Annotated in this window: 16 protein-coding genes and 3 pseudogenes; 12 read left to right on the forward strand and 7 right to left on the reverse strand. The window is 74.9% G+C overall.

Translation table 11 applies throughout. From position 1 onward, the window contains the following. Positions 1–9 precede the first annotated feature (9 nt). The 3 genes and pseudogenes from OVA14_RS01425 to OVA14_RS01435 form a co-directional block, all read right to left on the reverse strand. Positions 10–1516 (reverse strand): annotated as a pseudogene (locus OVA14_RS01425) (MmgE/PrpD family protein). A 43-nt stretch (positions 1517–1559) separates the two neighbouring features. Continuing rightward, on the reverse strand, positions 1560–2216 hold the full coding sequence (locus OVA14_RS01430) for a class F sortase (protein WP_267504549.1): 657 nt from the start codon (positions 2214–2216) through the stop codon (positions 1560–1562). Positions 2217–2230: 14 nt separating this feature from the next. Continuing rightward, on the reverse strand, positions 2231–3007 hold the full coding sequence (locus OVA14_RS01435) for a hypothetical protein (protein ID WP_267504550.1): 777 nt from the start codon (positions 3005–3007) through the stop codon (positions 2231–2233). Between the two features lie 216 nt (positions 3008–3223). On the opposite strand from OVA14_RS01435, the gene OVA14_RS01440 reads away from it, so the two are divergent. Next, complete coding sequence (locus tag OVA14_RS01440; protein ID WP_267504551.1) at positions 3224–3844, forward strand: hypothetical protein; 621 nt, start codon at positions 3224–3226, stop codon at positions 3842–3844. A gap of 9 nt (positions 3845–3853) precedes the next feature. Here OVA14_RS01440 and OVA14_RS01445 read toward each other — a convergent pair whose 3' ends face one another. Next, complete coding sequence (locus tag OVA14_RS01445; protein WP_267504552.1) at positions 3854–5644, reverse strand: DEAD/DEAH box helicase; 1791 nt, start codon at positions 5642–5644, stop codon at positions 3854–3856. Between the two features lie 102 nt (positions 5645–5746). Here OVA14_RS01445 and OVA14_RS01450 point away from each other — a divergent pair, with 102 nt between their 5' ends. Beyond that, a complete protein-coding gene (locus OVA14_RS01450; RefSeq protein ID WP_267504553.1) occupies positions 5747–6346 on the forward strand; it encodes a hypothetical protein in 600 nt (199 codons plus the stop codon). A 136-nt stretch (positions 6347–6482) separates the two neighbouring features. On the opposite strand, the gene OVA14_RS01455 is transcribed toward OVA14_RS01450, so the two are convergent. Then, the gene (locus OVA14_RS01455) at positions 6483–6956 is read right to left on the reverse strand and encodes a cupin domain-containing protein (RefSeq protein WP_267504554.1); all 474 of its coding nucleotides are present in this window, start codon (positions 6954–6956) and stop codon (positions 6483–6485) included. 193 nt (positions 6957–7149) lie between these two features. Between OVA14_RS01455 and hrpA the strand changes: the two genes are divergently transcribed. The 10 genes and pseudogenes from hrpA to OVA14_RS01495 all read left to right on the forward strand — a co-directional run bounded on the left by hrpA (position 7150) and on the right by OVA14_RS01495 (position 20139). Next, positions 7150–11055, forward strand: coding sequence for an ATP-dependent RNA helicase HrpA (gene hrpA, locus OVA14_RS01460; protein WP_267504555.1), 3906 nt, complete (start codon positions 7150–7152; stop codon positions 11053–11055). Between the two features lie 65 nt (positions 11056–11120). Next, positions 11121–12308 carry an MFS transporter gene (locus OVA14_RS01465; protein WP_267504556.1) on the forward strand — a complete coding sequence of 396 codons (1188 nt, stop codon included), beginning with the start codon at positions 11121–11123 and terminating at the stop codon, positions 12306–12308. Between the two features lie 479 nt (positions 12309–12787). After that, positions 12788–13615 (forward strand): aldo/keto reductase, encoded by an 828-nt coding sequence (locus OVA14_RS01470; protein ID WP_267504557.1) that lies wholly within the window; start codon positions 12788–12790, stop codon positions 13613–13615. Then, a pseudogene (locus OVA14_RS13710) lies at positions 13612–14322 on the forward strand (TetR/AcrR family transcriptional regulator); the annotation flags it as partial. The gene OVA14_RS01470 and the pseudogene OVA14_RS13710, both read left to right, overlap by 4 nt. A gap of 646 nt (positions 14323–14968) precedes the next feature. Beyond that, positions 14969–15778, forward strand: coding sequence for a DUF4349 domain-containing protein (locus OVA14_RS01475; protein WP_267504558.1), 810 nt, complete (start codon positions 14969–14971; stop codon positions 15776–15778). A gap of 108 nt (positions 15779–15886) precedes the next feature. Beyond that, positions 15887–17179, forward strand: a complete 1293-nt coding sequence (locus tag OVA14_RS01480; RefSeq protein ID WP_267504559.1) for a trypsin-like serine protease — start codon at positions 15887–15889, stop codon at positions 17177–17179. 97 nt (positions 17180–17276) lie between these two features. Further along, positions 17277–18599 (forward strand): maltokinase N-terminal cap-like domain-containing protein, encoded by a 1323-nt coding sequence (locus tag OVA14_RS01485; RefSeq protein ID WP_267504560.1) that lies wholly within the window; start codon positions 17277–17279, stop codon positions 18597–18599. Positions 18600–18698: 99 nt separating this feature from the next. Then, a pseudogene (locus OVA14_RS13715) lies at positions 18699–19019 on the forward strand (SGNH/GDSL hydrolase family protein); the annotation flags it as partial. Between the two features lie 133 nt (positions 19020–19152). Further along, positions 19153–19296, forward strand: coding sequence for a hypothetical protein (locus OVA14_RS01490; protein WP_267504561.1), 144 nt, complete (start codon positions 19153–19155; stop codon positions 19294–19296). A gap of 78 nt (positions 19297–19374) precedes the next feature. Beyond that, positions 19375–20139 carry an SGNH/GDSL hydrolase family protein gene (locus OVA14_RS01495; RefSeq protein ID WP_267504562.1) on the forward strand — a complete coding sequence of 255 codons (765 nt, stop codon included), beginning with the start codon at positions 19375–19377 and terminating at the stop codon, positions 20137–20139. A gap of 97 nt (positions 20140–20236) precedes the next feature. On the opposite strand, the gene OVA14_RS01500 is transcribed toward OVA14_RS01495, so the two are convergent. Both OVA14_RS01500 and galU read right to left on the reverse strand, forming a co-directional pair. Further along, entirely contained in the window at positions 20237–20578 is a 342-nt protein-coding gene (locus OVA14_RS01500; RefSeq protein WP_267504563.1) for a histone-like nucleoid-structuring protein Lsr2, read from the reverse strand. A 92-nt stretch (positions 20579–20670) separates the two neighbouring features. Then, positions 20671–21564 (reverse strand): UTP--glucose-1-phosphate uridylyltransferase GalU, encoded by an 894-nt coding sequence (gene galU, locus OVA14_RS01505; protein ID WP_267504564.1) that lies wholly within the window; start codon positions 21562–21564, stop codon positions 20671–20673. Positions 21565–22005 lie beyond the last annotated feature (441 nt).

Consider the following 22005-nt stretch of genomic DNA (forward strand, 5'->3'; position numbering starts at 1 on the left):
GCGCGCCGCCTAGAACAGGCCCTGCGTGGTGCCGCGGTCGACGGTGCCCTCCGGTGCCACGAGCGTGAGCTGCCGCACCTCCTCGGCCGTGAGGCTCCGGCAGGCGCTCGACGAGGCCGAGGAAGCGGTCGAGCTCGTCGGCCTCGACGATGCCCTGCGCGAGCGTGCGCAGCTTCTGCACGTACTCGGCGCGGCCGAAGGGGCGCGCGCCGGCCGGGTGCGCGTCGGCGACTGCGATCTCGTCCTCGATCGTCGTGCCGTCGGCGAGCTCGATGACGATGCGGCCGCCGAACGCCTTCCGGTCGGGGTCGGGGTCGTGGTAGCGCTCGGTCCACACCGGGTCCTCGAGCGTCGTGATCTTCTGCCACAGCGCGACCGTGTCGGGCCGCTGCGCGCGCTCGGGGGCGTAGGAGTCGACGTGGTGCCAGCCGCCGTCCTGCAGCGCGACCGCGACGATGTACGGGATCGAGTGGTCGAGCGTCTCGCGGCTCGCGGTCGGGTCGTACTTCTCGGGGTCGCCCGCGCCCGAGCCGATGACGAAGTGCGTGTGGTGGCTCGTGTGCAGCACGATGGAGGTGACGCGCTCGGGGTCGCGCAGCTCGGGGTGCTCGGCGGAGAGCCTGCGCGCGAGGTCGATCCACGCCTGCGCCTGGTACTCGGCCGAGTGCTCCTTCGTGTAGGTGTCGAGGATGCCGCGCTTCGGCTCGCCGGGGGCGGGCAGCGGCACGGTGTAGCGGCCCTCGAAGCCGTCGAGCAGGCGCGCGATCACGCCGTCCTCGCCCTCGTAGATGGGCACGGGGCTCGTCTGGCCGCGCATGGCGCGATCCACGGCCTCGATCGCCATCTTGCCCGCGAAGGCGGGCGCGTGCGCCTTCCAGGTCGAGATCTCGCCCTTCCGCGACTGGCGCGTGGCGGTGGTCGTGTGGAGGGCCTGGCCGACCGCCTGGAAGATCGTCTCGGCGTCGAGGCCCAGCATCGTGCCGATGCCCGCGGCCGCGGACGGGCCGAGGTGCGCGACGTGGTCGATCTTGTGCTCGTGCAGGCAGATGGCGCGCACCAGGTCGACCTGGATCTCGTAGCCCGTCGCGATGCCGCGCACGAGCGCGCGGCCGTCGGCGCCGACGTGCTGCGCGACCGCGAGGATCGGCGGGATGTTGTCGCCCGGGTGCGAGTAGTCGGCCGCGAGGAAGGTGTCGTGGAAGTCGAGCTCGCGCACGGCCACGCCGTTCGCCCAGGCCGCCCATTCCGGGCTCACGCGCTCGTCGACGCCGACGACCGCGGCTCCCGGCGCGCAGGGGTGGCGGAGCGCCTGCTCGCGCGCGGCCACCACCGGCGGCCGGTTGAGGCTCGCGACGGCGACGGCCGCGTTGTCGATGATGCGGTTGCCGATCATCAGGGCCACCGCCTCCTCGACCTCGACGGGGTCGACCGCGACCTGCGCGATCTTCCAGGCGAGCTGGCCCTCGCGGGGCAGGGACTCGGCGCTCCGGTGCGCACGGACCTCGTGGTTCTGCATGCCTGCGACCCTACCGACCCGAGGCCGAGCGCCCCGCCGCGCCTCAGCCCTCGACGAGGCTCGCGAAGGCGATGAAGTTGTTCGGGAAGGTGCCGTCGCCCTGCCCGAGGTCGTCGCACGTGATGAGCCGCAGCTCGGCGCCGCTGGCCGGGAAGTAGACCTCGCGCGTGGGGAAGTCGTCCTTCTCGAAGGTGTCGACGCGATAGATCTCGAACGAGGCCGTCGTGCCGTCCTCGCGGAGCACGTCGATGACGTCGCCCGGCTGGGCGTCGTGCAGCTCGAAGAACGCGCCGCTCTCGTCGGTGAGGGAGTCGACGTGCCCGAGCAGCACGGAGGTGCCGCGCTCCCCCGGCGTCGGCGAGCCGTCGTACCAGCTGGCGGGCGAGCCCTCCTCGCCGGGCGGGACCTCGAGCGAGCCGTCGGCGCGCATGCCCGTCTCGATGAGCGGGGTGTCGAGGCCGACGCGCTCGATCGAGACCTGCGTCGGGCGCGAGGCGGGGAGCGTCGCTGCGCTCGGCTCCGCGGAGGGCGAGGCGGACTCGGCGGGCGACGCCGCTGGCGTCGTGACCGCCGGCGGGGCCGCCTCCGTGGCCGCCGGCGCCGGAGCGGACGAGCAGCCCGCGAGCGCGGCGGCGGAGGCGAGCAGGAGGGCCGCCGCCACCGCGATGCGGTGACGGCGGCCCTGGATGTGCTGCATCATGCGGTGAGCGGAGCTCAGCCCTCGATGGTGGCGCGACGGCGCACGGCGAGCACGCCGCCGAGCGTCGCGACCGCGAGGACGCCGCCGAGCGCGGTCAGGGTGAGCGCAGCAGCGCCCTGGTCCTGGCCTGCGGCGCCGCCGACGCCCGTGTCGACGCCGCCCATGGGAGCAGCGGCGAGGGTGCCGCAGAGCGCCGGCGACGTCGCCGCGAGCGGCAGCTCGGGGACGAGGTCGCTGGGGCTCGTGCCGGCCTCGGGCTGCGTGGCCGGGTCGAGGCCGTGCACCACGACGACGGCCGTGCCGGCCTCGAGCGAGTCGAGGGTGGCCTGGTCGAGCTCGAAGGTCTCCTCGTAGGTGATCGTGTCACCGGCGGGCGCCGTCATGAGGTCGAGGCCGCCCGCAGGGGTCTTGTCGGCGTCGCCGACCGAGAGCGTCGTGCCGATGTCGCCGTAGAACGGGCCGCCCTCGGTGGTCGAGATGATGCCGTCGCCGTTCGTGTCCGCGTCGTCCGAGGGGCACAGGCCCTGGGCGCCGATGTGAATGTGCTGCACGTGCGGGTAGGGGTTGCCGTCGAACTCGGCGGCCAGGCCGGTGGCGTTGAGCGTGACCGTCGCGGTGGTGCCCTCGAGGTCGATCCACGCCTCGCCGGAGGCGCCGCTGTTGTTCAGCTGGTCGAGCGTCGTGGAGTAGGACTCCACGTGGTCTGCCGCCATCGCGGGCGCTGCGCCGACCATCAGGATCCCGAGACCCAGCGCCGGAGCGCCGAGGGCGAGTGCTGCCTTCTTCTTCATTGGAGTGCACCTCTTCAGAACTGTCGCGGACGCAGAGTCCTGCATCCTGGTCATCGTGCTTCGGCGCCGTGGGGGACGACGGATTGGATGCCTCGGATCCCGGGCGTGTCGTGGACGCCGAGCCGAGACCAATCCGCGCGATCGTGCGGCACCGAAGCACCATGACGGCACGGCTGCCGCTCCGGCCCGTGCGCTCGACAGGAACGGACCCTCCCCATGCCCCGCATCGCAGGCCTCGCCGCGCTGGCCGTCGCCGCGCTCGTGCTCGCAGGCTGCTCCACGGCCACGGTCGAGCCCGGCGTCACCGCCGGGCAGGGCGGGGTCGACCCCTCGCACACCATGCCCGACGGCTCGACGATGGACGGTGCCGAGCACGGCGACCACCACGCCCAGGACGGCGACGGCAGCGGCCCCTCGGCCGCGGCCGAGATGGTGTGCGGCGGCCAGGTCGACACCGCGGTGCGCCTCATCGTCGCCGAGCCCGACATCCCCGAGCCATCGACCGCGTGGACGGCGCCCGACTTCACGTGCACCTTCGACGTCGACGGCGCGCCGCTCGTGCTCACGGTGCACGACGCCACCGACGTCGCCGAGGGCGAGGCGGCGTTCGACGCGATGCAGGCCGAGCTCGGCGCGGACGACATCGAGGGCCTCCTGGGCCTCGGCCTCCCCTCCTTCTCCACCGGCGAGGGCGTGGTCGGCTTCCTCCGCGACGGCAAGACCCTCGTGGTCGACGCGACGGCGCTCCCGGCGGACATCGGCGGCGACCGCACGCTCGACGGCGTCGCCTACGCGGTCGCCTCGGCGGTGCTCACCTGCTGGGTCGAGCACGACTGACGGCGCGCCTCAGCGGCGGTCGACGACCCGCCGCAGGTAGTGGATGCGGTCGCGCAGCTGCTGCATCGAGGCCTGGGCGACGGCCGGGCCGCCGCACACGCGGCGCGTCTCGGCGTGCACGAGCGCGTGCGCCTCGCCGCGGCGCTTCGCGACGATCGCCACGAGCGAGTTGAGCAGCTGCCGCTCCTCGCGCATCGAGCGGTAGAGCGGCTCGGGCGCCTCGTGGTTCGGCGGCCGGTCGCGGATGCGCGCCGCCTGCCGCGCGTGGCGGCGCTTCAGGAGGTCGGAGACCTCCTCGGGGTCGAGCAGCCCCGGGATGCCGATGAAGTCCATCTCCTCCTCGGTGGCGGGCTCGACCAGCTGGCCGAACTCCGCGTCGCCGAACAGCACGCGGTCGAAGGTCGCGCTCGACTCGAGCGGCTCCCATGTGAAGGGCGCCGGCTCGCGGTCGTCCGTGTCGCCCTTCGCGGCCGCGTCCATGAGGTCGTCGTCGAGCAGCTGGTCGTCGGGCGTCTCGCGGTCGAGCGCGTGGTCGCGCTGCCGCTCGAGCTCGGCCGCGAGGCCCATGAGCGGCGGCACCGACGGCAGGAAGACCGTCGCGACCTCGCCGCGGCGGCGCGAGCGCACGAAGCGACCGATGACCTGCGCGAAGAACAGCGGGGTCGACGAGCTCGTCGCGTAGACGCCCACCGACAGCCGCGGCACGTCGACGCCCTCCGACACCATCCGCACCGCGACCATCCAGCGGGAGTCGCCCTTCGAGAAGGCGTCGATGCGGTCGGAGGCGCCCGTGTCGTCCGAGAGCACGACCGTCGGCTCCTCGCCCGAGATGCCGCGCAGCAGCTGCGCGTACTGGCGCGCCTGCGCCTGGTCGGTGGCGATGACGAGGCCGCCCGCGTCGGGCACGCTCTGCCGCACGTGCGTGAGCCGCACGTCGGCGCTGCGCAGCACCTGCTGCATCCACTCGCCGCCCGGGTCGAGCGCGGTGCGCCACGCGGCGGAGGTGATGTCCTTCGTGTCCTCCTGGCCGAGCGTCGCCTTCATCTCGTCGCCCATCGACGTGCGCCACTGCATCGTGCCCGCGTAGGCCATGAACAGGACCGGGCGCACGACGCCGTCGCGGAGCGCCGCGTCGTAGCCGTAGGCGTAGTCGGTGCTCGAGATCCGCACGCCCTTCTCGTTGCGCACGTACTCGACGAACGGGATGGGCGCGGTGTCGCTGCGGAAGGGCGTGCCCGTGAGCGAGAGGCGCCGGGCGGCGGGGCCGAAGGCCTCGAGCACCGCGTCGCCCCAGGAGAGGGCGTCGCCCGCGTGGTGCACCTCGTCGAGGATGACGAGGCTCGGCGCGGAGGTGGTGATGCGCGCGTGCACCGAGGGGCGCGCGGCGACCTGCGCGTAGGTCACGGCGACGCCGTGGAACTGCCGGGGGTAGTCGCCGTGCGCGTTCGCGAAGTCGGGGTCGAGGCGGATGCCCGCGCGATGCGCGGCGTCGGCCCACTGCTGCTTCAGGTGCTCGGTGGGCGCGACGACGGTGATGCGCGCGATCGCGCCGCGGCGCAGCAGCTCGGAGGCGAGGCGGAGGGCGAAGGTGGTCTTGCCTGCGCCCGGGGTCGCCGCGGCGAGGAAGTCGCGCGGCTCGCGCCGGAAGTACAGCTCGAGCGCCTCCTGCTGCCACGCGCGTAGCGGCTGCGCGGTGCCCCACGCCGCGCGCTCGGGATACGCGGGAGAGAGGTGGTCGGCGGCCCAGGATCCGTAGTGGGGCTCCGCGCTCGCGTGCGTCGCCGTGCTCTCCTGGGTCATCGGATCGAGGATAGGCGAGGCCGCCGACGCGACTCGCCGAGGGCCGCCGTCCGGCCCGGCGCGGCCCTCCCGGAACCCAGGGTGCGCGCATAGGGTGGCCGCATGCACTTCCTGCTCGGCCTCACCGCCCTCGTGCTCGGCGCGGTGATCGCGACGCGACGCACGCGCCCCGGCTGGTTCGTCATCACGACGAGCGTGCTCGTGGGGCTCGGCGCGCTCTTCGCCGTGCTGGGCTTCGCGCGCGTCACCGACGGGCTCGGCATCGTCGCGCTCAACGCCATCGGCTGGACCTTCGTGGGCCTCTCGCTCATCACGATGCTCTCGGCCGTGTTCGTGCTGGAGCGGCGCGGCCCGGCGGGCGAGGAGCTGCCGCCGCTCATCGGCGACAACCCCTTCGACGGCGACGCCGACGACAGCGACGACCCCGCGCCCGGCACCGCCCCCGGCGCGCAGCACGACGACCGACCCCGAGGAGCGACCCCGATGCAGCACGACGAGACGCACGACGACGCCATCCGGCCCGGCACCGCCCCCGTCGGCGACGCCGGCGCCTCCGAGCCCATCGACGGCACGGTCGTCGTGGGCGCCGACCCCGACATCGCGACGCCCGAGGGCGACGAGGCGCTGCGCGCGGAGGCCGACGAGGCCGCGCGGCGCGACCCTGCGGGCCCCGAGGACGCGCGGCGGCCCGAGCAGCCGTAGCCGACCCGACAGGCGGACGACCGGCACGAGCGGCACGTCGCCGCCCCGGGCGGCCGCCCGGCCCTCACGACGCACGAGCGCCCGGTCCCCTCGCGGGGCCGGGCGCTCGCTCGTCCGTCTCGGGCGGTCGTCGCGGCTAGGCCGACTCCTCGCCCTTGGTGTCGACCTCCTCGACCCACGACGGCGGCTCGTCGCGGCCCGCCTCCTCGTCGGCCTCCGCGTCCTCCGGCGTCTCCTGCACGATCCCGACCGCGTGGTGCGTCGGCGCGTAGACCGAGTACAGGCGCAGCGGCTCGTCGCCCGTGTTGCGCACGTCGTGCCACGTGCCGGCGGGCACCTGGATCGACCAGCCGTCGGAGACCTCGCGCTCGAAGCTCAGGTCGTCCTTGTCGGGGCCCATCACGACGGTGCCGCGCCCGGCGTCGATGCGCAGGAACTGGTCGGTGCCGTGGTGCACCTCGAGCCCGATCGAGGCGCCCGGCTCGATCGACATGAGCGTGACCTGCAGGTGCTTGCCCGTCCAGGCGACGTGGCGGTAGGCGGTGTTCTCCTTGGTCGCGGCCTCGACGTCGAAGGCGTTCGGCTCGGGCCCGTTGTCCGTGATCTCCATGGCGCGATCCTGCCGCCCGGCGCTGAACGTCCCCCGAGCGGCCGGCGGCACCGCGCCCGATCGGTCTGAGCGCGTCGCGAGGCGCACAGTGCGCCCCGTGGTCCGCTCCGACCGATCGAGCGCGCGGGGACCCCGGATCGCGCCGGCCGGCGGCGCGGAGGCGGGTCGCGCCGGCGTGCGCGAGAATGGCGGGATGCGCATCGAGTACCCGGACCTCCCGGTCTCCGCTCGACGCGACGAGATCATGGCGGCGATCCGCGACCACCAGGTCGTGATCGTCGCGGGCGCCACCGGCTCCGGCAAGACGACGCAGCTGCCGAAGATGTGCCTCGAGCTCGGCCGCACCGCCATCGGCCACACGCAGCCGCGCCGCATCGCCGCGCGCACGATCGCCGAGCGCATCGCCGAGGAGCTGGGCGAGGAGCTCGGCGGCACCGTCGGCTACAAGGTGCGGTTCACCGACGTCGTGGGCGCCGACACGCAGGTCAAGGTCATGACCGACGGCATCCTGCTCGCCGAGATGCACCGCGACCGCGACCTCGCCGCCTACGACACGATCATCATCGACGAGGCGCACGAGCGCAGCCTCACGATCGACTTCCTCATCGGCTACCTGCAGCGCCTCCTCCCCCGCCGTCCCGACCTGAAGGTGATCGTCACCTCCGCGACGATCGACCCGGAGTCGTTCTCGCGGCACTTCGGCGGCGCCCCGATCATCGAGGTCTCGGGCCGCACCTTCCCCGTCGACGTGCGCTACCGCCCGCTCGTCGCCGAGGCGATGGAGGACGACGAGGGCGAGGAGCCGGGCGCCGACCTCGACCCGATCGACGGCATCGCCGCGGGCCTCGCCGAGATCGCCCGCGAGGATCCGGGCGACGTGCTCGTCTTCCTGCCGAGCGAGGCCGAGATCCGCGAGGCGCAGCGCGCGCTCGAGGGAAGGCTCGGCGAGCGCACCGAGGTGCTGCCGCTCTACGGCCGCCTGAGCGCCGCCGAGCAGCACCGCGTCTTCGAGCGCTCGAGCCGCGCGGGCGTCCAGCGCCGCGTGGTGCTCGCGACGAACGTGGCGGAGACCTCGCTCACCGTGCCCGGCATCCGCCACGTCATCGACACGGGCACCGCGCGCATCTCGCGCTACTCCGCGCGTGCGAAGGTGCAGCGCCTGCCGATCGAGGCCATCAGCCAGGCGAGCGCCGACCAGCGCTCCGGCCGCGCGGGCCGCGTCGCTCCGGGCATCGCGATCCGCCTCTACGCGGAGGCCGACTTCGCGAAGCGGCCCGCGTTCACGGACCCCGAGATCCTGCGCACCAACCTCGCCGCCGTCATCCTGCAGGCGGCGACGCTCGGGCTCGGCCCGCTCGAGGCGTTCCCGTTCCTGCAGCCGCCCGACCCGCGCGGCCTCAAGGACGGCCGCGACCTGCTCCGCGAGCTCGGCGCGCTCTCGCCGAAGGGCGACGTGACGCGCATCGGCCGCGACCTCGCGCGCCTCCCCGTCGATCCGCGCTTCGGCCGCATGGCCATCACCGGGCGGGATGCGGGCGTCGCCCACGAGGTCGTCGCGATCGTCGCGGGCCTCACGATCCAGGACCCGCGCGAGCGGCCGGTCGAGCGCCGCGAGGAGGCCGACCGGCAGCACGCGCGCTTCGTCGACCCGACGAGCGACTTCATCACGATGCTGGCCCTCTGGCGCTACCTGCAGGAGCGGCAGGCGACGCTCTCGGGCAACCAGTTCCGCCGCACGCTGAAGGCCGAGCACCTCTCGTTCCTGCGGGTGCGGGAGTGGCAGGACGTGGTGCGGCAGCTCTCGAGGGCGCTGGGCCTGAGGCGGGAGGTCCTTTCGGACCTCCCGCGGCCCGCCAGCCCCGAGGCCCGTCCCGGGCGTCGGCAGCCGAGCGGGGAGGGCGAGGGCGCGGGCGCGGAGTCCAGCGATCGCCGCCGCGACGCCCCGACCCTCGCCGACCGCGCCGCCGCCGACGGCGCCCCCGGCTCGCTCGCCGTGTCGGTCGACGCCGACGCCGTCCACCGCGCGCTGCTCGCGGGCCTCCTCGGCCGCATCGGCGTGCGCGACGACGGCGCGAAGCAGGCGCAGCCGCGGCCCGGCGAGTCGAAGCGCCGCACCCGGATGCGCGCCGAGTACCTCGGCGCCCGCGGCGCGCGCTTCCAGCTCTTCCCGGGCTCCGGCCTCGCCAAGCAGCCGCCGCGCGCCGTGATGGCGGCCGAGCTCGTCGAGACGAGCCGCCTCTTCGCGCGCACCGCCGCCTCGATCGACCTCGCCTGGGCGGAGCCGCTCGCGGGCGACCTCGCGAAGCGGCAGGTCTCCGAGCCGCACTGGGAGCGGAAGCAGGGCGCCGTCGTCGCCTTCGAGAAGGTGACGCTGTTCGGCGTGCCGATCGTGGAGCGCCGGCGCATCCAGTTCCAGCGCATCGACGCCGAGCACGCGCGCGAGCTCTTCATCCGCCACGCGCTCGTGGAGGGCGAGTGGGACTCCCCGCAGGAGTTCGAGCGCCGCAACCGCGAGCTCATCCGCGAGCTCGAGCGCCTCGAGGAGCGCCAGCGTCGCCGCGACCTGCTCGTGGGCGACGAGGCCGTCTTCGCCTTCTTCGACGCGCGCATCCCGGCCGACGTCGCCTCCACGCGCTCGTTCGAGGGCTGGTGGCGGAAGGAGCGGGAGACGCGGCCGGACCTCCTCACGATGACGCGCGCCGACCTCGTGGGCGAGGACGCGACGATCGACCAGCGCGCCTACCCGGGTCGGTGGCGGCAGGGCGAGCAGCAGCTGCGCCTCACCTACCGCTTCGAGCCCGGCGCGGCCGATGACGGCCTCACGGTGCACGTGCCCGTCGCGGTGCTGCCGCGGCTCAGCCCCGCGGGCTTCGACTGGCTCGTGCCGGGCATGCGCGAGGAGCTGCTCACGGCGATGATCAAGGCGCTGCCGAAGCAGATCCGCAAGCACGTCGTGCCCGCGGGCGACTGGGCGCGCGGGATGCTCGCGGAGCTGCCCGACGAGCCGGGCGAGCGCAGCCTCGCCGAGGTGCTCGCCGCCCGCATCGCCCGCACGGCGCACGTGCAAGCATCCGGCAGCGACGTCGACATGCTGCGCGTGCCGGAGCACCTGCGGCCCACGTTCGCCATCGAGGACGGCCGCGGCCGCCGCCTCGGCGCCGGCAAGGACCTCGAGCAGCTGCGGCGGCGCTTCGCCGAGCGCAGCCGCGAGCAGGTCGCGAAGGTCGCCGAGCGCGTCACGAGCGACCTCGAGCGCGACGAGGTCGCGGGCTTCGACACCGACCTCCCCGCGCACATCGACGTGCAGCAGGGGCGCTCGCGCGTGCGGGCGTTCCCCGGCTACGCCGTGACGGGCAAGGGCCGGGTGGGCATCCGGCTCGCCGCGACGCCGGAGGCGCAGGCCTCGGCGCAGCGGGAGGCCGTGCGGCAGCTGCTGCTCGCGCAGGTGCCGAGCCCGGCGCCCTACGTGCAGTCGAACCTGACGCAGGCCGAGCGGCTCGCGATCGGCTCGAGCCCCTACCCGTCGACCGACCGGCTCTTCGACGACCTCATGCTCGCGATCATCGACGCCGAGATGACGCCCGTCTCGGGCGTCGCGGAGTTCGAGGCGCTGCGGGCGCGCGTGGCCGACGGGCTCGTCGACCGCCTGTTCGCGCTCGCCTCGCGCGTCGCCGCCATCCTCGCCGCGCACCGCCTGGCCGACCGCGCGATCCGGGAGGGGCAGTCGCTGCAGCACATGTCGGCGCTCGCCGACGCGCGGGCGCAGCTCGACGCGCTCGTCTTCGACGGCTTCGTCTCGCGCACGGGGCTCGAGCGGCTGCCGCGCGTCGAGACCTACCTCAGGGCCGTCGAGCATCGCGTGCGGCGCCTGCCGGAGGCGGCCCACCGCGACCGCGTGTGGATGGGCGAGGTCGACCAGGCCACGGCGCTCTACCGCGAGGCGGGCGGGCAGCTGCCGCTGCAGGCGGGCGCCGAGGAGCGCATCGCGACGGCCCGCTGGCTGCTCGAGGAGCTGCGCGTCTCGCTCTTCGCGCAGCAGCTGGGCGCCGCGGGGCCCGTGTCGCTGCAGCGCATCCGGAAGGCCCTCACGGCCTCCTGATCCGACCCTCGCGCGCCCGCGCGCCCGCGAGGTCGTAGGGTTCTCGGGTGCGGTCGTATGCGGAGGTGCTGAGGGTCCCGGGGCTGGCGCGCATCATCCTGGCGCAGCTCATCGCCCGCTTCCCCGCGGGCATGTACTCGCTCGGCATCCTCATGCACATGGAGCACGAGCACGGCTCCTACACGGCGGCCGGCCTCGTGCTCGCGACGTTCTCGATCGGCATGGCGCTCGCGGGGCCGATCGTCACGCGGCTCATGAGCCGCTTCGGCACCGTGCCGGTGCTGACCGTGACGACGACGATCGCGGTGCTCGCGCTGCTGTCGATCGCGACGCAGCACGTGCCGCTCTGGGTCGACCTCGTCGCCGGCGCGGTCGCGGGCGCCGCGATGCCGCCCGTGACGCCGACGGTGCGCACGCTCTACCCGCGCATGGTGCCGCAGCGGCTGCTGGCCCCGCTGTTCTCGTTCGACGCGGCGCTGCAGGAGATCATCTGGGTCTTCGGGCCCGTGCTGCTCGTCGGCCTCGTCGCAGGCCTCGGCACCGGCCCCGCGCTGCTCGTGACGATCGGCATCCAGGTCGTCGGCGGCCTCTGCTTCATCCTCTCGCCCGAGGTGCGGCGGCTGCGCATCCCGCCCACCTCCCGGAAGCTGGGGCGCGTGCTGCGGAAGCCGCCGGTGCTGCTCTCGGTCGTGGTCTCGGCGCTGTTCATCGGCGGCTTCTCGGCGGTCGAGGCCGGCATCATCGCGAGCTTCGGGGAGGGCGCGCTCGAGGCGGGCCTCATCCTCGGCATCTGCGCGCTCGGTTCGCTCATCGGCGGCTTCGCCGTGGGGCACCGCGGCATCTCGCCCTGGTCGATCACGATCCGGCTCGGGGTCGTGCTCGTGGGCTTCGCGATCGCGATCCCGCTCCAGGACGTCGTGGGGCTCTCGCTCGCGCTGTTCCTCGCGGGGCTCGGCACGGCCCCGGCGCTCGCCGCGTTCTCGGCGATCATCGCGGGCACCGTCAAGTTCGCCGACACCCCGGAGGCCTACGGCTGGATCGGCACGGGGCAGCTGCTGGGCGCCGCGGTGGGCAGTGCGCTCGCGGGCGTCGCGATCGACGGCACGGGCGGCGGCGTGGGCGGCGTGGTCGTCGCCGTCGTGATGGTGGCGATCGCAGCCGCGGTGGCCGCGGTGTTCCGCCGGCACCAGCCGGACCTCCGCGACGGCATCGGCGAGCCGCCCGAGACCGCGCCGGTCGAGCTGCCGCGCTGACAGGTGGCAGCTGCCCGGCTCGTCGGGTGGATCGTCGCGCGGCCTGACCGCACGCTTCCCTGGCCGTGCGCTGCGCGCCTCCGCCGGCCTCCGCCTCGGCCTTCGTGGCCGGCTCAGCCCCTGCCTCCTTCCGTCAGCAACGTGCCCAGTGCGGCATCCCATTGGCGACATTCGGCGGTGAGTGGCGCCGAACGGTCCACAGTGGCGCCGAAATCCAGCCGAATGCCGCCACTCGATGGCAGATGTCGCCACTCGGCGCCAAGTGTCGCCACTCGATGGCAGATGTCGCCACTCAGCGCCAGGTGCCGCCACTCGATGGCAGATGTCGCCACTCAGCACCAGGAGTCGCCGATCAGGGGCACGAGCGAGCGGAAGGCGGAGGCGGACCCGGGGCGGCGCGGACGCGCTCGGCAGCGGCGCGACCGGCGCTCCGCCGTGCGGCGGAGCCGCCCGCGGCAGCGCGCTGGCAGAATCAGGGCGTGCCCGAGAACCTGACGCTCCACGACGGCCACCGGATGCCCGCGCTCGGCTTCGGCCTCTACAAGGTCGCGCCCGCGGAGGCTGCCGACGTGGTCGAGGCGGGCATCGCCGCCGGCTACCGGCTCGTCGACGGCGCCGAGCTCTACGGCAACGAGGCGGAGGCGGGCGAGGGCATCCGCCGCGCGATCGACGCCGGGCTCGACCGCGCCGCGCTCACCGTCACGAGCAAGTTCTGGGGCGAGGAGGCGCAGACGCGCGACGCGGTGCTGCGCGCCTTCGACGCGAGCGAGGCCGCGGTCGGCGTCGGCATCGACCTCTACATGATCCACTGGCCGCGCCCCGCGCGCGGGCAGTACCCGCAGGTCTGGGCGGCGCTCGTCGAGCTGCAGCGGCAGGGCCGCGTGCGCTCGATCGGCGTCTCGAACTTCACCGAGGCGCACCTGACCCGCATCGTCGACGAGACGGGCGTCGTGCCGGTCGTCAACCAGGTGGAGTCGCACCCGTGGCTGCCGCAGCACGAGCTCCGCGCCTTCCACGAGCGCCACGGCATCGTCACGCAGGCATGGAGCCCGCTCGGCCGCGCCCGGGTGCTGGAGGACGCGGGCGTGGCCGAGATCGCGCGCGAGCACGGCGTGAGCCCCGCGCAGGCGATCCTGCGCTGGCACCTGCAGCTGGGCGGCGCCGCGATCCCGAAGTCGACGCGGCCCGAGCGGCTCCGCGAGAACCTCGACGTGGACGGCTTCGCGCTCACCGAGGCCGACATGGCCCGGATCGCGGCGCTCGAGACCGGCGAGCGCGCCGGCACCCACCCGGACGAGCGCCAGTGAGCGCCCCCGAGGCGCTCCCGGCCGACGCCGCCGAGCCGCACGACTCCCCGCCCCTGCCCCACGCGCACGCCGTCACGTGGGGCGTCGCCGCGCTCCCGCACCGCGGGCCCAAGCGCGAGCTCTCGACCGAGCGGATCGTCGAGGCCGCGATCGAGATCGCGGACGCCCAGGGCCTCGAGGCCGTCAGCATGGGCAAGGTGGCATCGGCGCTCGGCTTCACGACGATGTCGCTCTACCGCTACGTGACGGGCAAGGACGACCTGCTGCTGCTCATGTACGACGCGGCGAGCGAGGTGGCGGTGCCGACGACGGGCGGCTCGTGGCGCGAGCGCCTCCGCGACTGGGCGATGTTCGTGCGCGCGAGCTACGACGCGCACCCGTGGATGGCCGACCTGCCGCCCTCGTCGACGCCCACGACGCCGAACCGGCTCGCGGTCGTGGAGGCGGGCTTCGCGGCGCTCGAGGACGTGCCCGCGGACGACCGGCTGAAGCTCGCGACGCTCCTGCTGATGCTCGGCTACATCGGCCTCTACGCGCGCGCCTCGAGCGACGCCGACGTCGACGACGCGGTGCGCGCCGCCCTCCCCCAGCTCGTCACCGACGACCGCTTCCCGATCCTCGCGCCCATCGTGCGGCAGGGGCTCTTCGACGAGCCCGTCGCCGAGCCGGAGTCGGGCTTCCGCTTCGGCCTCTCGCGCCTCCTCGACGGCGTCGAGCGCTGGGTGGAGCGCGCGGGCGCCGAGGACGAGCAGCCCCAGCGCCTCCCCGCCGCGATCGTGACCGACAAGCAGGTGCGGGAGGCCGCGAAGCAGGTCGACGAGGCGCGCGCGCAGCCTGCGGCGCGCGGAGGCGAAGGCGGCCGAGGCCGTCGCGAAGGCCACCGAGCGACTGGCGGCCGCCGACGCGAAGGCCGCCGCCAAGGCCGACGCGAAGGCCGAGGCCCGCGCGAAGGCGGACGCGAAGGCCGAGGCCAAGGCGCGCAGGAAGGATCCCGAGCGCGGCTGAGCGCGAGGCGCGCTCCGCTCGGACGGTGGGCAGCTCGGTGGGCGGCCCGCTCGGGAGGGCGGCCGACCGTCCTGCGGGGCGCCGCCGGACGCGCCGGAGCGCGGCGCGGACGAGCGAGTCGCGGGGAACGTTGGGCTGTGCGTGCCCTGCCGCGAGCGGAGCATGGGGGCATGCGAAGGCTCCGTATCCCGTCCGGCGCGGCGATCGCCGGCTCCGTCCTCCTCGTCGCGCTCCTCGCGGGCTGCGGCGCGCTCGCCTCCAGCGAGCCGAACGATCCGAGCGATCGCAGCGGCACCACGGGCGGCGGCTCCGGCGTCGCGGGCCCCGAGCCTCGGCGCACCGGAGCCGATGGAGCCGGGCGCGCAGCCCGGCGCGGCCCCGGACGCGCCCGCGGAGGACGGCGGCGGCGACGGCCTCCCCGCCGCGGGCGTCGGCGACGAGGCCTCGGTCATCGTCTCCGGCACGCTCGCGATGCGCGCCGCCGATCCGATCGGTGTCGCCGATGCGGTAGCCGACGCCGCCGAGGCGCGCGGCGGTGGCGTCGAGCAGCGCTCGGAGGGCGCCTCGACCGACTTCGAGCCCGCGTGGGCGACGCTCGTCGTGCGCGTGCCCGCCGCGGAGGTCGAGGGGCTGCTGACCGCGCTCCGCGGCCTCGGCGAGGTGGCGCGCGTCGACCTCGGCGAGCAGGACGTCTCGGCGCAGGTGCGCGACCTCGCGGTGCGCGTCGACGCGGCGCGGGCCTCCGTGGAGCGGCTGACGGCGCTGCTCGCGAGCGCCGCCGACACCGAGACGCTGCTCGAGGTCGAGGCGCAGCTGACGCAGCGCACCGCGGAGCTCGAGCAGCTCCTCTCGGAGCAGCGGGCCATCGAGGATGCGGTGGCGATGTCGACGATCGGCGTGGACATCCGCTCCACGACCGTCGCCGGGCCCACGGGCACCCCGAGCTTCTGGGACGGCCTCGCGGCGGGGTGGGCGGCGTTCCTCGCCTGGGGCGCGACGCTGCTGTTCGGCCTGGGGCAGTCGGTGCCCGGGCTCGTGCTGCTCCTGGTGCTCGGCGGCGCGGGCTGGCTGGTCGTGCGCGCGGTGCTGCGGCGCCGCGGCGCGAGCGTCGGGATCGAGCAGCGGGCCGAGGCGAGGGTCGACAACCCCACCGGCTGATCGCCGGTCGACGGCGGCGCGCGGCACCGCAGAAGACCCTCTAGGTGAGGTTGAATGTTTCGGGTACGATCGGAACTCGGTTCTGCCCCACCGGTCACGAGGTCCCGCATGCGCCGCCCGCTCCTCGCCGCCGCTGTCGCCATCGGCGTCGGCGCGGCGCTCCTCCAGCTCCCCGCCGCCCCCACGGCGGCCTCCGACCTGCCCGCGGTGCAGGAGCGGCACCTCGCCGTGATCGAGCGCATCGGGCACATCGACGCGCTCGCCGCCGAGCAGCATCTGGGCGCGGTCACGGGCGATCCGCTGGCCGGATGGATCGAGGTCGGCTGGAGCGGCGAGGTGCCCGCCGAGGTGCAGCAGGTGGCCGATGCCGCGGCCGCCGAGGGCATCGACGTCCGCTTCGTGCCCGCCGCCGCGAGCGCCGCGGACATCGCGGACGTCGCCGCATCCTTCGCCGCGAGCCTGCCCGCCGAGGGCGCCTTCGGGCTGCAGCTGGGCGCCGAGGGCATCACCGTCGAGGTGCCGACGGCCGACGCCGCCGCGGCCGGGGGCAGCGAGGCCATCCCGCTCGACGACGCGGGCGTGCAGGACGCGATCGCCGACGCGCGCGCCGACGCGGCGGCCCTCGGCGTCGACCTCGTCGTCGAGGAGACCGAGGAGCTGCCGCTCTCGACCGCGAGCACGATCGACCCCGTGGGGCGCGCCCCCGTGCAGACGGCGCGCACCGACGACACCACGGTGTTCTCGGGCGGCATGCGCGTGATGACGCAGTTCCGTTCGGGCGCCTTCGTCTCGTGCACCTCCGGCTTCTCCGGCGTCTACGGGCACCGCCCCATGATCCTCACGGCCGCGCACTGCAGCGACTATCGCGACGGCAGGGCCGTGCGCAACTACAGCGGGACGCGCGTGGGCACCTCGGAGCTCGTCGCCACGCTGAACGACGGTGCGTACGCGACCGATCTCGGCGCCATCGCGCTCGACTACGACGCGCGCACGCTGCCCCGGATCTACACCGGCCAGACCTCGACGCTCGCGATCACCTCGGCGATGACGACTCGCCCGCCGGCCGGCTACTACCTGTGCTCCTCCGGCCAGGTCACGGGCTGGAAGTGCGACCTCCGCTCGGGCGACTCCTACGTCGCCTGCTACTCCTCCGTCGCAGGCCAGGAGTGCGTCAACGTGATCCTCGTGACCTCGTCCGCCGGTCGCGCCTTCTGCCTGGGCGACTCCGGCGGCCCCGTCGTCACGCACCCCAACGCCGAGGGCGCGACGGCGGTCGCGGTGGTGTCCGGCATCCGCGGCACGCCCGTCGGCGGGTGCGGGCCGACGGGCCTCATCGCGCCCGTCAGCGACCTCTACGGCATGGTCTTCGGCGCGCAGCTGCACACCACCCCGCTCGGCTGAGCCGCTCGGCCGAGGTCGTCGCGGCGCCCCGGCCCCGACGCCGCTGGCCCGTGCGGACGCGGAGGTCGCACGGAGGCGCATGAGCCATCATGGGCCCATGGGCGAGCTCACGACCGACCCGCACCACCTCGACGACGACCGCGTGGTCGAGGCGGTCGCCGCCTGGATGCCTGGCACGCGCTGGTATCCGCTGAAGGGCACGCGACCGGCCGTCGTGCTCGAGCGCACGTGGCCCCTCGGCGACGACGCGGCGATCCTGCTGCTGCGGGCGGACGACGTGCTGCTCCAGGTGCCGGTCGCGCTGCGCGACGAGCCGGGTGAGGCCCCCATCGCGCGGCTCGGCGATCGTTGGCTCGTCGACGGCTGCGCGGATCCGGCCACGGTGCGTGCGCTGCTCGCCGCCGCGACGGGCACGACGGCGGTGCCGGGCCTCGAGGGCGACGCCGTCGAGACCCCCGCCGAGGGCGGCATCCGCGTGCTCGCGGGCGAGCAGTCGAACACCTCGATCATCGGTGGCGACGGCCGCTGGATCGCGAAGGCCTTCCGCGTGGTCTCCCCCGGCGACAACCCCGAGGTCGTCGTCACGGGCGCCCTCACGCGCGGCGGCACGCGAGGCGTCCCGCGCCTGCTCGCCTCCCTGCGCGGCTCGTGGGCCGCGGGCGAGACGACGGTCACGGGCCACCTCCTCGCCGTCTCGTCGTTCGTCGCGGGCGGCGAGGATGCATGGGCGCTGTTCCGCGCGCACGCGCTCGAGTCCGTGCGCGGGGGCGCCTCGCCCGCGCCCGACGCCCGCGGGCTCGGCGCTGCTGTCGCCACGGTGCACCGAGAGCTCGCGACGGCGCTCGGCACCGCGGAGGCCGACGACGAGGACGCCCTGCGCTTCGTCGCGGGGCTCGAGCAGCGGATGGCGTGGGCGCGCGACGAGGCGGCCGAGGCGCTCGAGCCGTTCGCGGGCGGCCTCGCGCTCGAGGCAGAGCGCCTGCGGGGCGCGACCCGCCTCGGCACGCTCCAGCAGATCCACGGCGACCTGCACCTCGGGCAGGTGCTGCGCGATCTCGAGGGGCGCTGGATCCTGCTCGACTTCGAGGGCGAGCCGCTGCGGCCGCTGCACGAGCGGATGGTGCGCGAGACGCCGCTCCGCGACGTCGTCGGCATGCTGCGCTCGTTCGACTACGCCGCGGGCTCCGCGCTGCAGGAGGCCCGCGACGGCGACGCGGATGCCGCGCGCGACTGGGTCGCGGCGCGGCAGGCCGAGTTCCTCGCGGGCTACGAGGCCGAAGCGGGCCCGGTCGACCGCGACGACCCCGTGCTGCGGGCGCTCCTGCTCGACAAGGCGCTCTACGAGGTCGTCTACGAGGTGCGCAACCGCCCCGAGTGGCTGCCGGTGCCGCTCGAGGCGGTGCGGGCGATCGTGGGCTGAGCGGTGCGCGGTCCCGACCGGCGCGGCGCTCGCGCCCGCGCGCTGCTGGTCGCGGGAGCGCTGGCCGCCCTCGTCGTCGGCGCCCTCGTGGTGCGCGCCGTGGCCGACGCGCGACCGGCGCCGACCGCGCCGCCCGACGCCGACGGCCCCCGTCCCCTCGCCGCCTTCATCGGCGACTCCTACACGTACGGCGACGCGACCGAGCTCGCCGGGACCGGATTCCCGTCGCTGCTCGGCGAGCTGCGCGGCTGGGACACCGTGAACCTCGGCGTCAACGGCTCCGGGTACGTGCGGGCCCCGGCCTACGCGGAGCGGATCGACGACGCGGCACGCCTCGCACCGGACGTCGTCGTGGTCTCCGGCGGCCGCAACGACCTGCTGCCCGCCGGCGGCGCCGAGAGCGACGCAGCGCTCGACGCGGCGGTGCGCGAGCCTCTTCCGCGGCCTCCGCCGCGCGCTGCCGGATGCGCGCATCGTCGCGACCTCGCCGCTGTGGGACGCATCGCCGACGCCGGAGGCGCTGCTCCGGCTCCGCGCGGTCGTCGAGCGCGAGGTGCTCGCGATCGGCGGCGAGCATGTCGACCTCGGCGACCTCTTCGCCGAGCGCCACGACCTGATCGCCGACGACGGCCTCCACCCCGACGCCCAGGGCCTCGAGCGGATCGCGCGGCGCATCGACGCGCTGCTCGACCCCTGACGGCTCGACCCTGCGCGCGGCTCGGGCGACACGCCGGGACGGCGTCGCCGCCCCCGCGGCCGCCCTACCCTGGTTCGCATGGGGGAGCACGTCGTCGCGCGCGCGAGGCGCAGGATGATCGCGGCTGCCGTGGTCGTCGCTGCCGTGGTGATCGCCGCGATCGCGGTGGGCGTCGTCCGCGTCGCGGGCCAGGAGGGCCGCGACACCGCGTCGGCGGCGCTCGAGCACGCCCCGCTCGCCGAGCCTGCCCCGTCGGCCGCGCAGGAGCCGGTCGCCGTGTTCATCGGCGACTCGTACACCTACGGCGCCGGGAGGTCGAGCGAGGCGGCCAGCTTCCCCGCGCAGCTCGGCGAGCTGCGCGGGTGGCGGGTGGTGAACATCGCCCGAGGCGGCACGGGCTATGCGACGAGCGCGGGTGAGGACGGCTGCGGCTTCGCCTACTGCGAGACCTACGCCGAGGTGATCCCGGAGGCCGTCGCCGCCGCTCCCGACGTCGTCGTCGTCTCCGGCGGCCGCAACGACCTGGGCACCGAAGACCTGGAGGCCGGCGTCGTCGCGTTCTTCGAGGAGCTGCGAGCCGCGCTGCCGGAGGCGCGCATCTACGTGACGTCGCCGCTGTGGGGCGCGACCGAGCCGCCGGCGGAGCTGCGCGCGCTCGCGCGGTGGGTGGAGCGCGAGGCGGAGGCGCACGACGCCACCTACCTGGAGCTCGGCGACCTGTTCCTCGGGCAGCCCGAGCTCATCCAGGCCGACGGCGTGCATCCGAACGACGACGGCCTCGCGCGCCTCGCCCGCGCCATCGACGACGCGCTCGACGTGGCGCTCCGGTCCGCGGTCGGCTGAGCGCCCCATCGTGGGACGCGTGGACGGCGCGGACGCCTCGATCGGACCGCGCCGCCGAGGCCGTGCCCGGCCCGGCGGCGGCCGCGCCCGTCGCCGGTCAGCGGTTGCGGTAGCGCTCGACGAGGTCTGCCGGGATGCGGCCGCGGGTCGCGACCGGGATGCCCTCGGCCTGGGCCCACTCGCGGATCGCGGCGGTCTCGCCCGAGCCGCCCTTGCGCGAGGTGGACGCCGCGCGCCCGCCCGCCCGGCGACCGGACACCCGGCGCGACGCGCGCACGTACTGCTCGAGGCTCGCCGAGAGCTCCTCGATGTGGGAGCTGGTCAGGTCGATCTCGTAGTCGGCCCCGTCGAACGAGAACCGCACCGTGCGCCCTGCGCCCTCCTCGATGCTCTCACCGGAGAGGTCGTCGACGAGCTGCACGAAAGTCTGCTTTGCCATATTCCGATGCTAATGGAATTCGGGATGGCGATGCAATATGGAATGGAATCCCGAATCCCGGCGGAATTCGAAATGCGAAGCCCGAACGGCGTTCACTCCTCGAGCGAGGGCACGAACTCCCGCAGCCACGAGCGCAGGCCCGGTCCGATGTCATCGCGCTCGACGGCGAGCTGCACGTTCGCCTTGATGTAGTCCAGCCGGTCGCCCGTGTCGTAGCGGCGGCCGCGGAAGACCACGCCGTGCACCCCTCCCACGGACTCGTCGCGGGCCATCTCCAGCAGCGCGTCGGTCAGCTGGATCTCGCCGCCCTTGCCGGGCTCGGTGCGCTCGAGCACGCCGTAGACCTCGGGCCGCAGCACGTAGCGGCCGACGATCGCGAGGTTGGAGGGCGCCGAGCCGGGCTCCGGCTTCTCGACGAGGCCGAGGACGCGGACCACGTCCTCCTCGTCGGTCGCCTCGACGGTCGCGATGCCGTAGAGGTGCGCCTGCGAGGGCGGCACCTCCATCAGCGCGACCACGGTCGTGGAGCGAGCGCCCTGGACCTCGAGCATCCGCTCGAGCAGGTGGTCCCGCTCGTCGATGATGTCGTCGCCGAGCAGCACCGCGAAGGGCTCGTCGCCCACGTGCGCGCGCGAGCGGAGCACGGCGTGGCCGAGCCCCTTCGGATCGCCCTGGCGCACGTAGTGGACGTCGGCGAGGTCGGAGGACTCCTCCACCTTGTGGAGCTTCGTCTGATCGCCCTTGCGGTGCAGGATCTGCTCGAGCTCGGTCGCGCGGTCGAAGTGGTTCTCGAGGGCGTTCTTGTTGCGACCCGTGACGAAGAGCACGTCGCCGAGGCCCGCACGGACCGCCTCCTCCACGACGTACTGGATGACCGGCTTGTCGACGACCGGGAGCATCTCCTTGGGCAGCGCCTTCGTCGCCGGCAGGAAGCGCGTGCCGAGCCCCGCGGTGGGGATCACGGCCTTGGTCACGGGGGTCGACATGGGAGCAAGGCTAGTGGGTGGGAGGATTGCCGCATGGCAGCCCGCGTCACGCCCCTCCTCGTCGCGCGCGGGGCGGCCGCGCGATCCTCACGCATCGCCGGCAACGCGGCGCTCGCGGCCGCGACGGGTGCCCGCTCGATCGGCGAGGACCCGACGACCTTCGCGGTGCAGGCTCGCACGCCGCTTCCCCGCCGCTCGCGGGCCCCTGGGCGCCCTCGTCCGCGCGGCGCGCGGCGCCGACCGCGCGCTGCTCGGCACGTGGCTCTCCGGCGATCTCGCCGCGACGCGTGCGCTGCTGCCGGAGCTCGCCGCATCGGGCCTCTCGAGGCTCGGCGCAGAGGTGGCGCAGGCGGCCGGCCTGCCCGAGCTGGTCGTCGACGACCCCCGCTGCCCGGCGGCGGCTCGGGCGCGGGCGGCGTGGCAGCTGGGTGAGGCGAGCGA

Source organism: Agrococcus sp. SL85 (assembly GCF_026625845.1).
GTDB lineage: Bacteria > Actinomycetota > Actinomycetes > Actinomycetales > Microbacteriaceae > Agrococcus.

Bases quoted from the DNA above. Each gene is read 5' to 3' on its own strand.
- OVA14_RS01495 (WP_267504562.1), top strand. From the start codon at position 19,375: ATGGGGGAGCACGTCGTCGCGCGCGCGAGGCGCAGGATGATCGCGGCT.
- OVA14_RS01450 (WP_267504553.1), top strand. From the start codon at position 5,747: ATGCACTTCCTGCTCGGCCTCACCGCCCTCGTGCTCGGCGCGGTGATC.
- OVA14_RS01475 (WP_267504558.1), top strand. From the start codon at position 14,969: ATGGAGCCGGGCGCGCAGCCCGGCGCGGCCCCGGACGCGCCCGCGGAG.
- galU (WP_267504564.1), bottom strand. From the start codon at position 21,564: ATGTCGACCCCCGTGACCAAGGCCGTGATCCCCACCGCGGGGCTCGGC.
- hrpA (WP_267504555.1), top strand. From the start codon at position 7,150: ATGCGCATCGAGTACCCGGACCTCCCGGTCTCCGCTCGACGCGACGAG.
- OVA14_RS01485 (WP_267504560.1), top strand. From the start codon at position 17,277: ATGGGCGAGCTCACGACCGACCCGCACCACCTCGACGACGACCGCGTG.
- OVA14_RS01500 (WP_267504563.1), bottom strand. From the start codon at position 20,578: ATGGCAAAGCAGACTTTCGTGCAGCTCGTCGACGACCTCTCCGGTGAG.
- OVA14_RS01435 (WP_267504550.1), bottom strand. From the start codon at position 3,007: ATGAAGAAGAAGGCAGCACTCGCCCTCGGCGCTCCGGCGCTGGGTCTC.
- OVA14_RS01440 (WP_267504551.1), top strand. From the start codon at position 3,224: ATGCCCCGCATCGCAGGCCTCGCCGCGCTGGCCGTCGCCGCGCTCGTG.
- OVA14_RS01455 (WP_267504554.1), bottom strand. From the start codon at position 6,956: ATGGAGATCACGGACAACGGGCCCGAGCCGAACGCCTTCGACGTCGAG.
- OVA14_RS01480 (WP_267504559.1), top strand. From the start codon at position 15,887: ATGCGCCGCCCGCTCCTCGCCGCCGCTGTCGCCATCGGCGTCGGCGCG.
- OVA14_RS01430 (WP_267504549.1), bottom strand. From the start codon at position 2,216: ATGATGCAGCACATCCAGGGCCGCCGTCACCGCATCGCGGTGGCGGCG.
- OVA14_RS01445 (WP_267504552.1), bottom strand. From the start codon at position 5,644: ATGACCCAGGAGAGCACGGCGACGCACGCGAGCGCGGAGCCCCACTAC.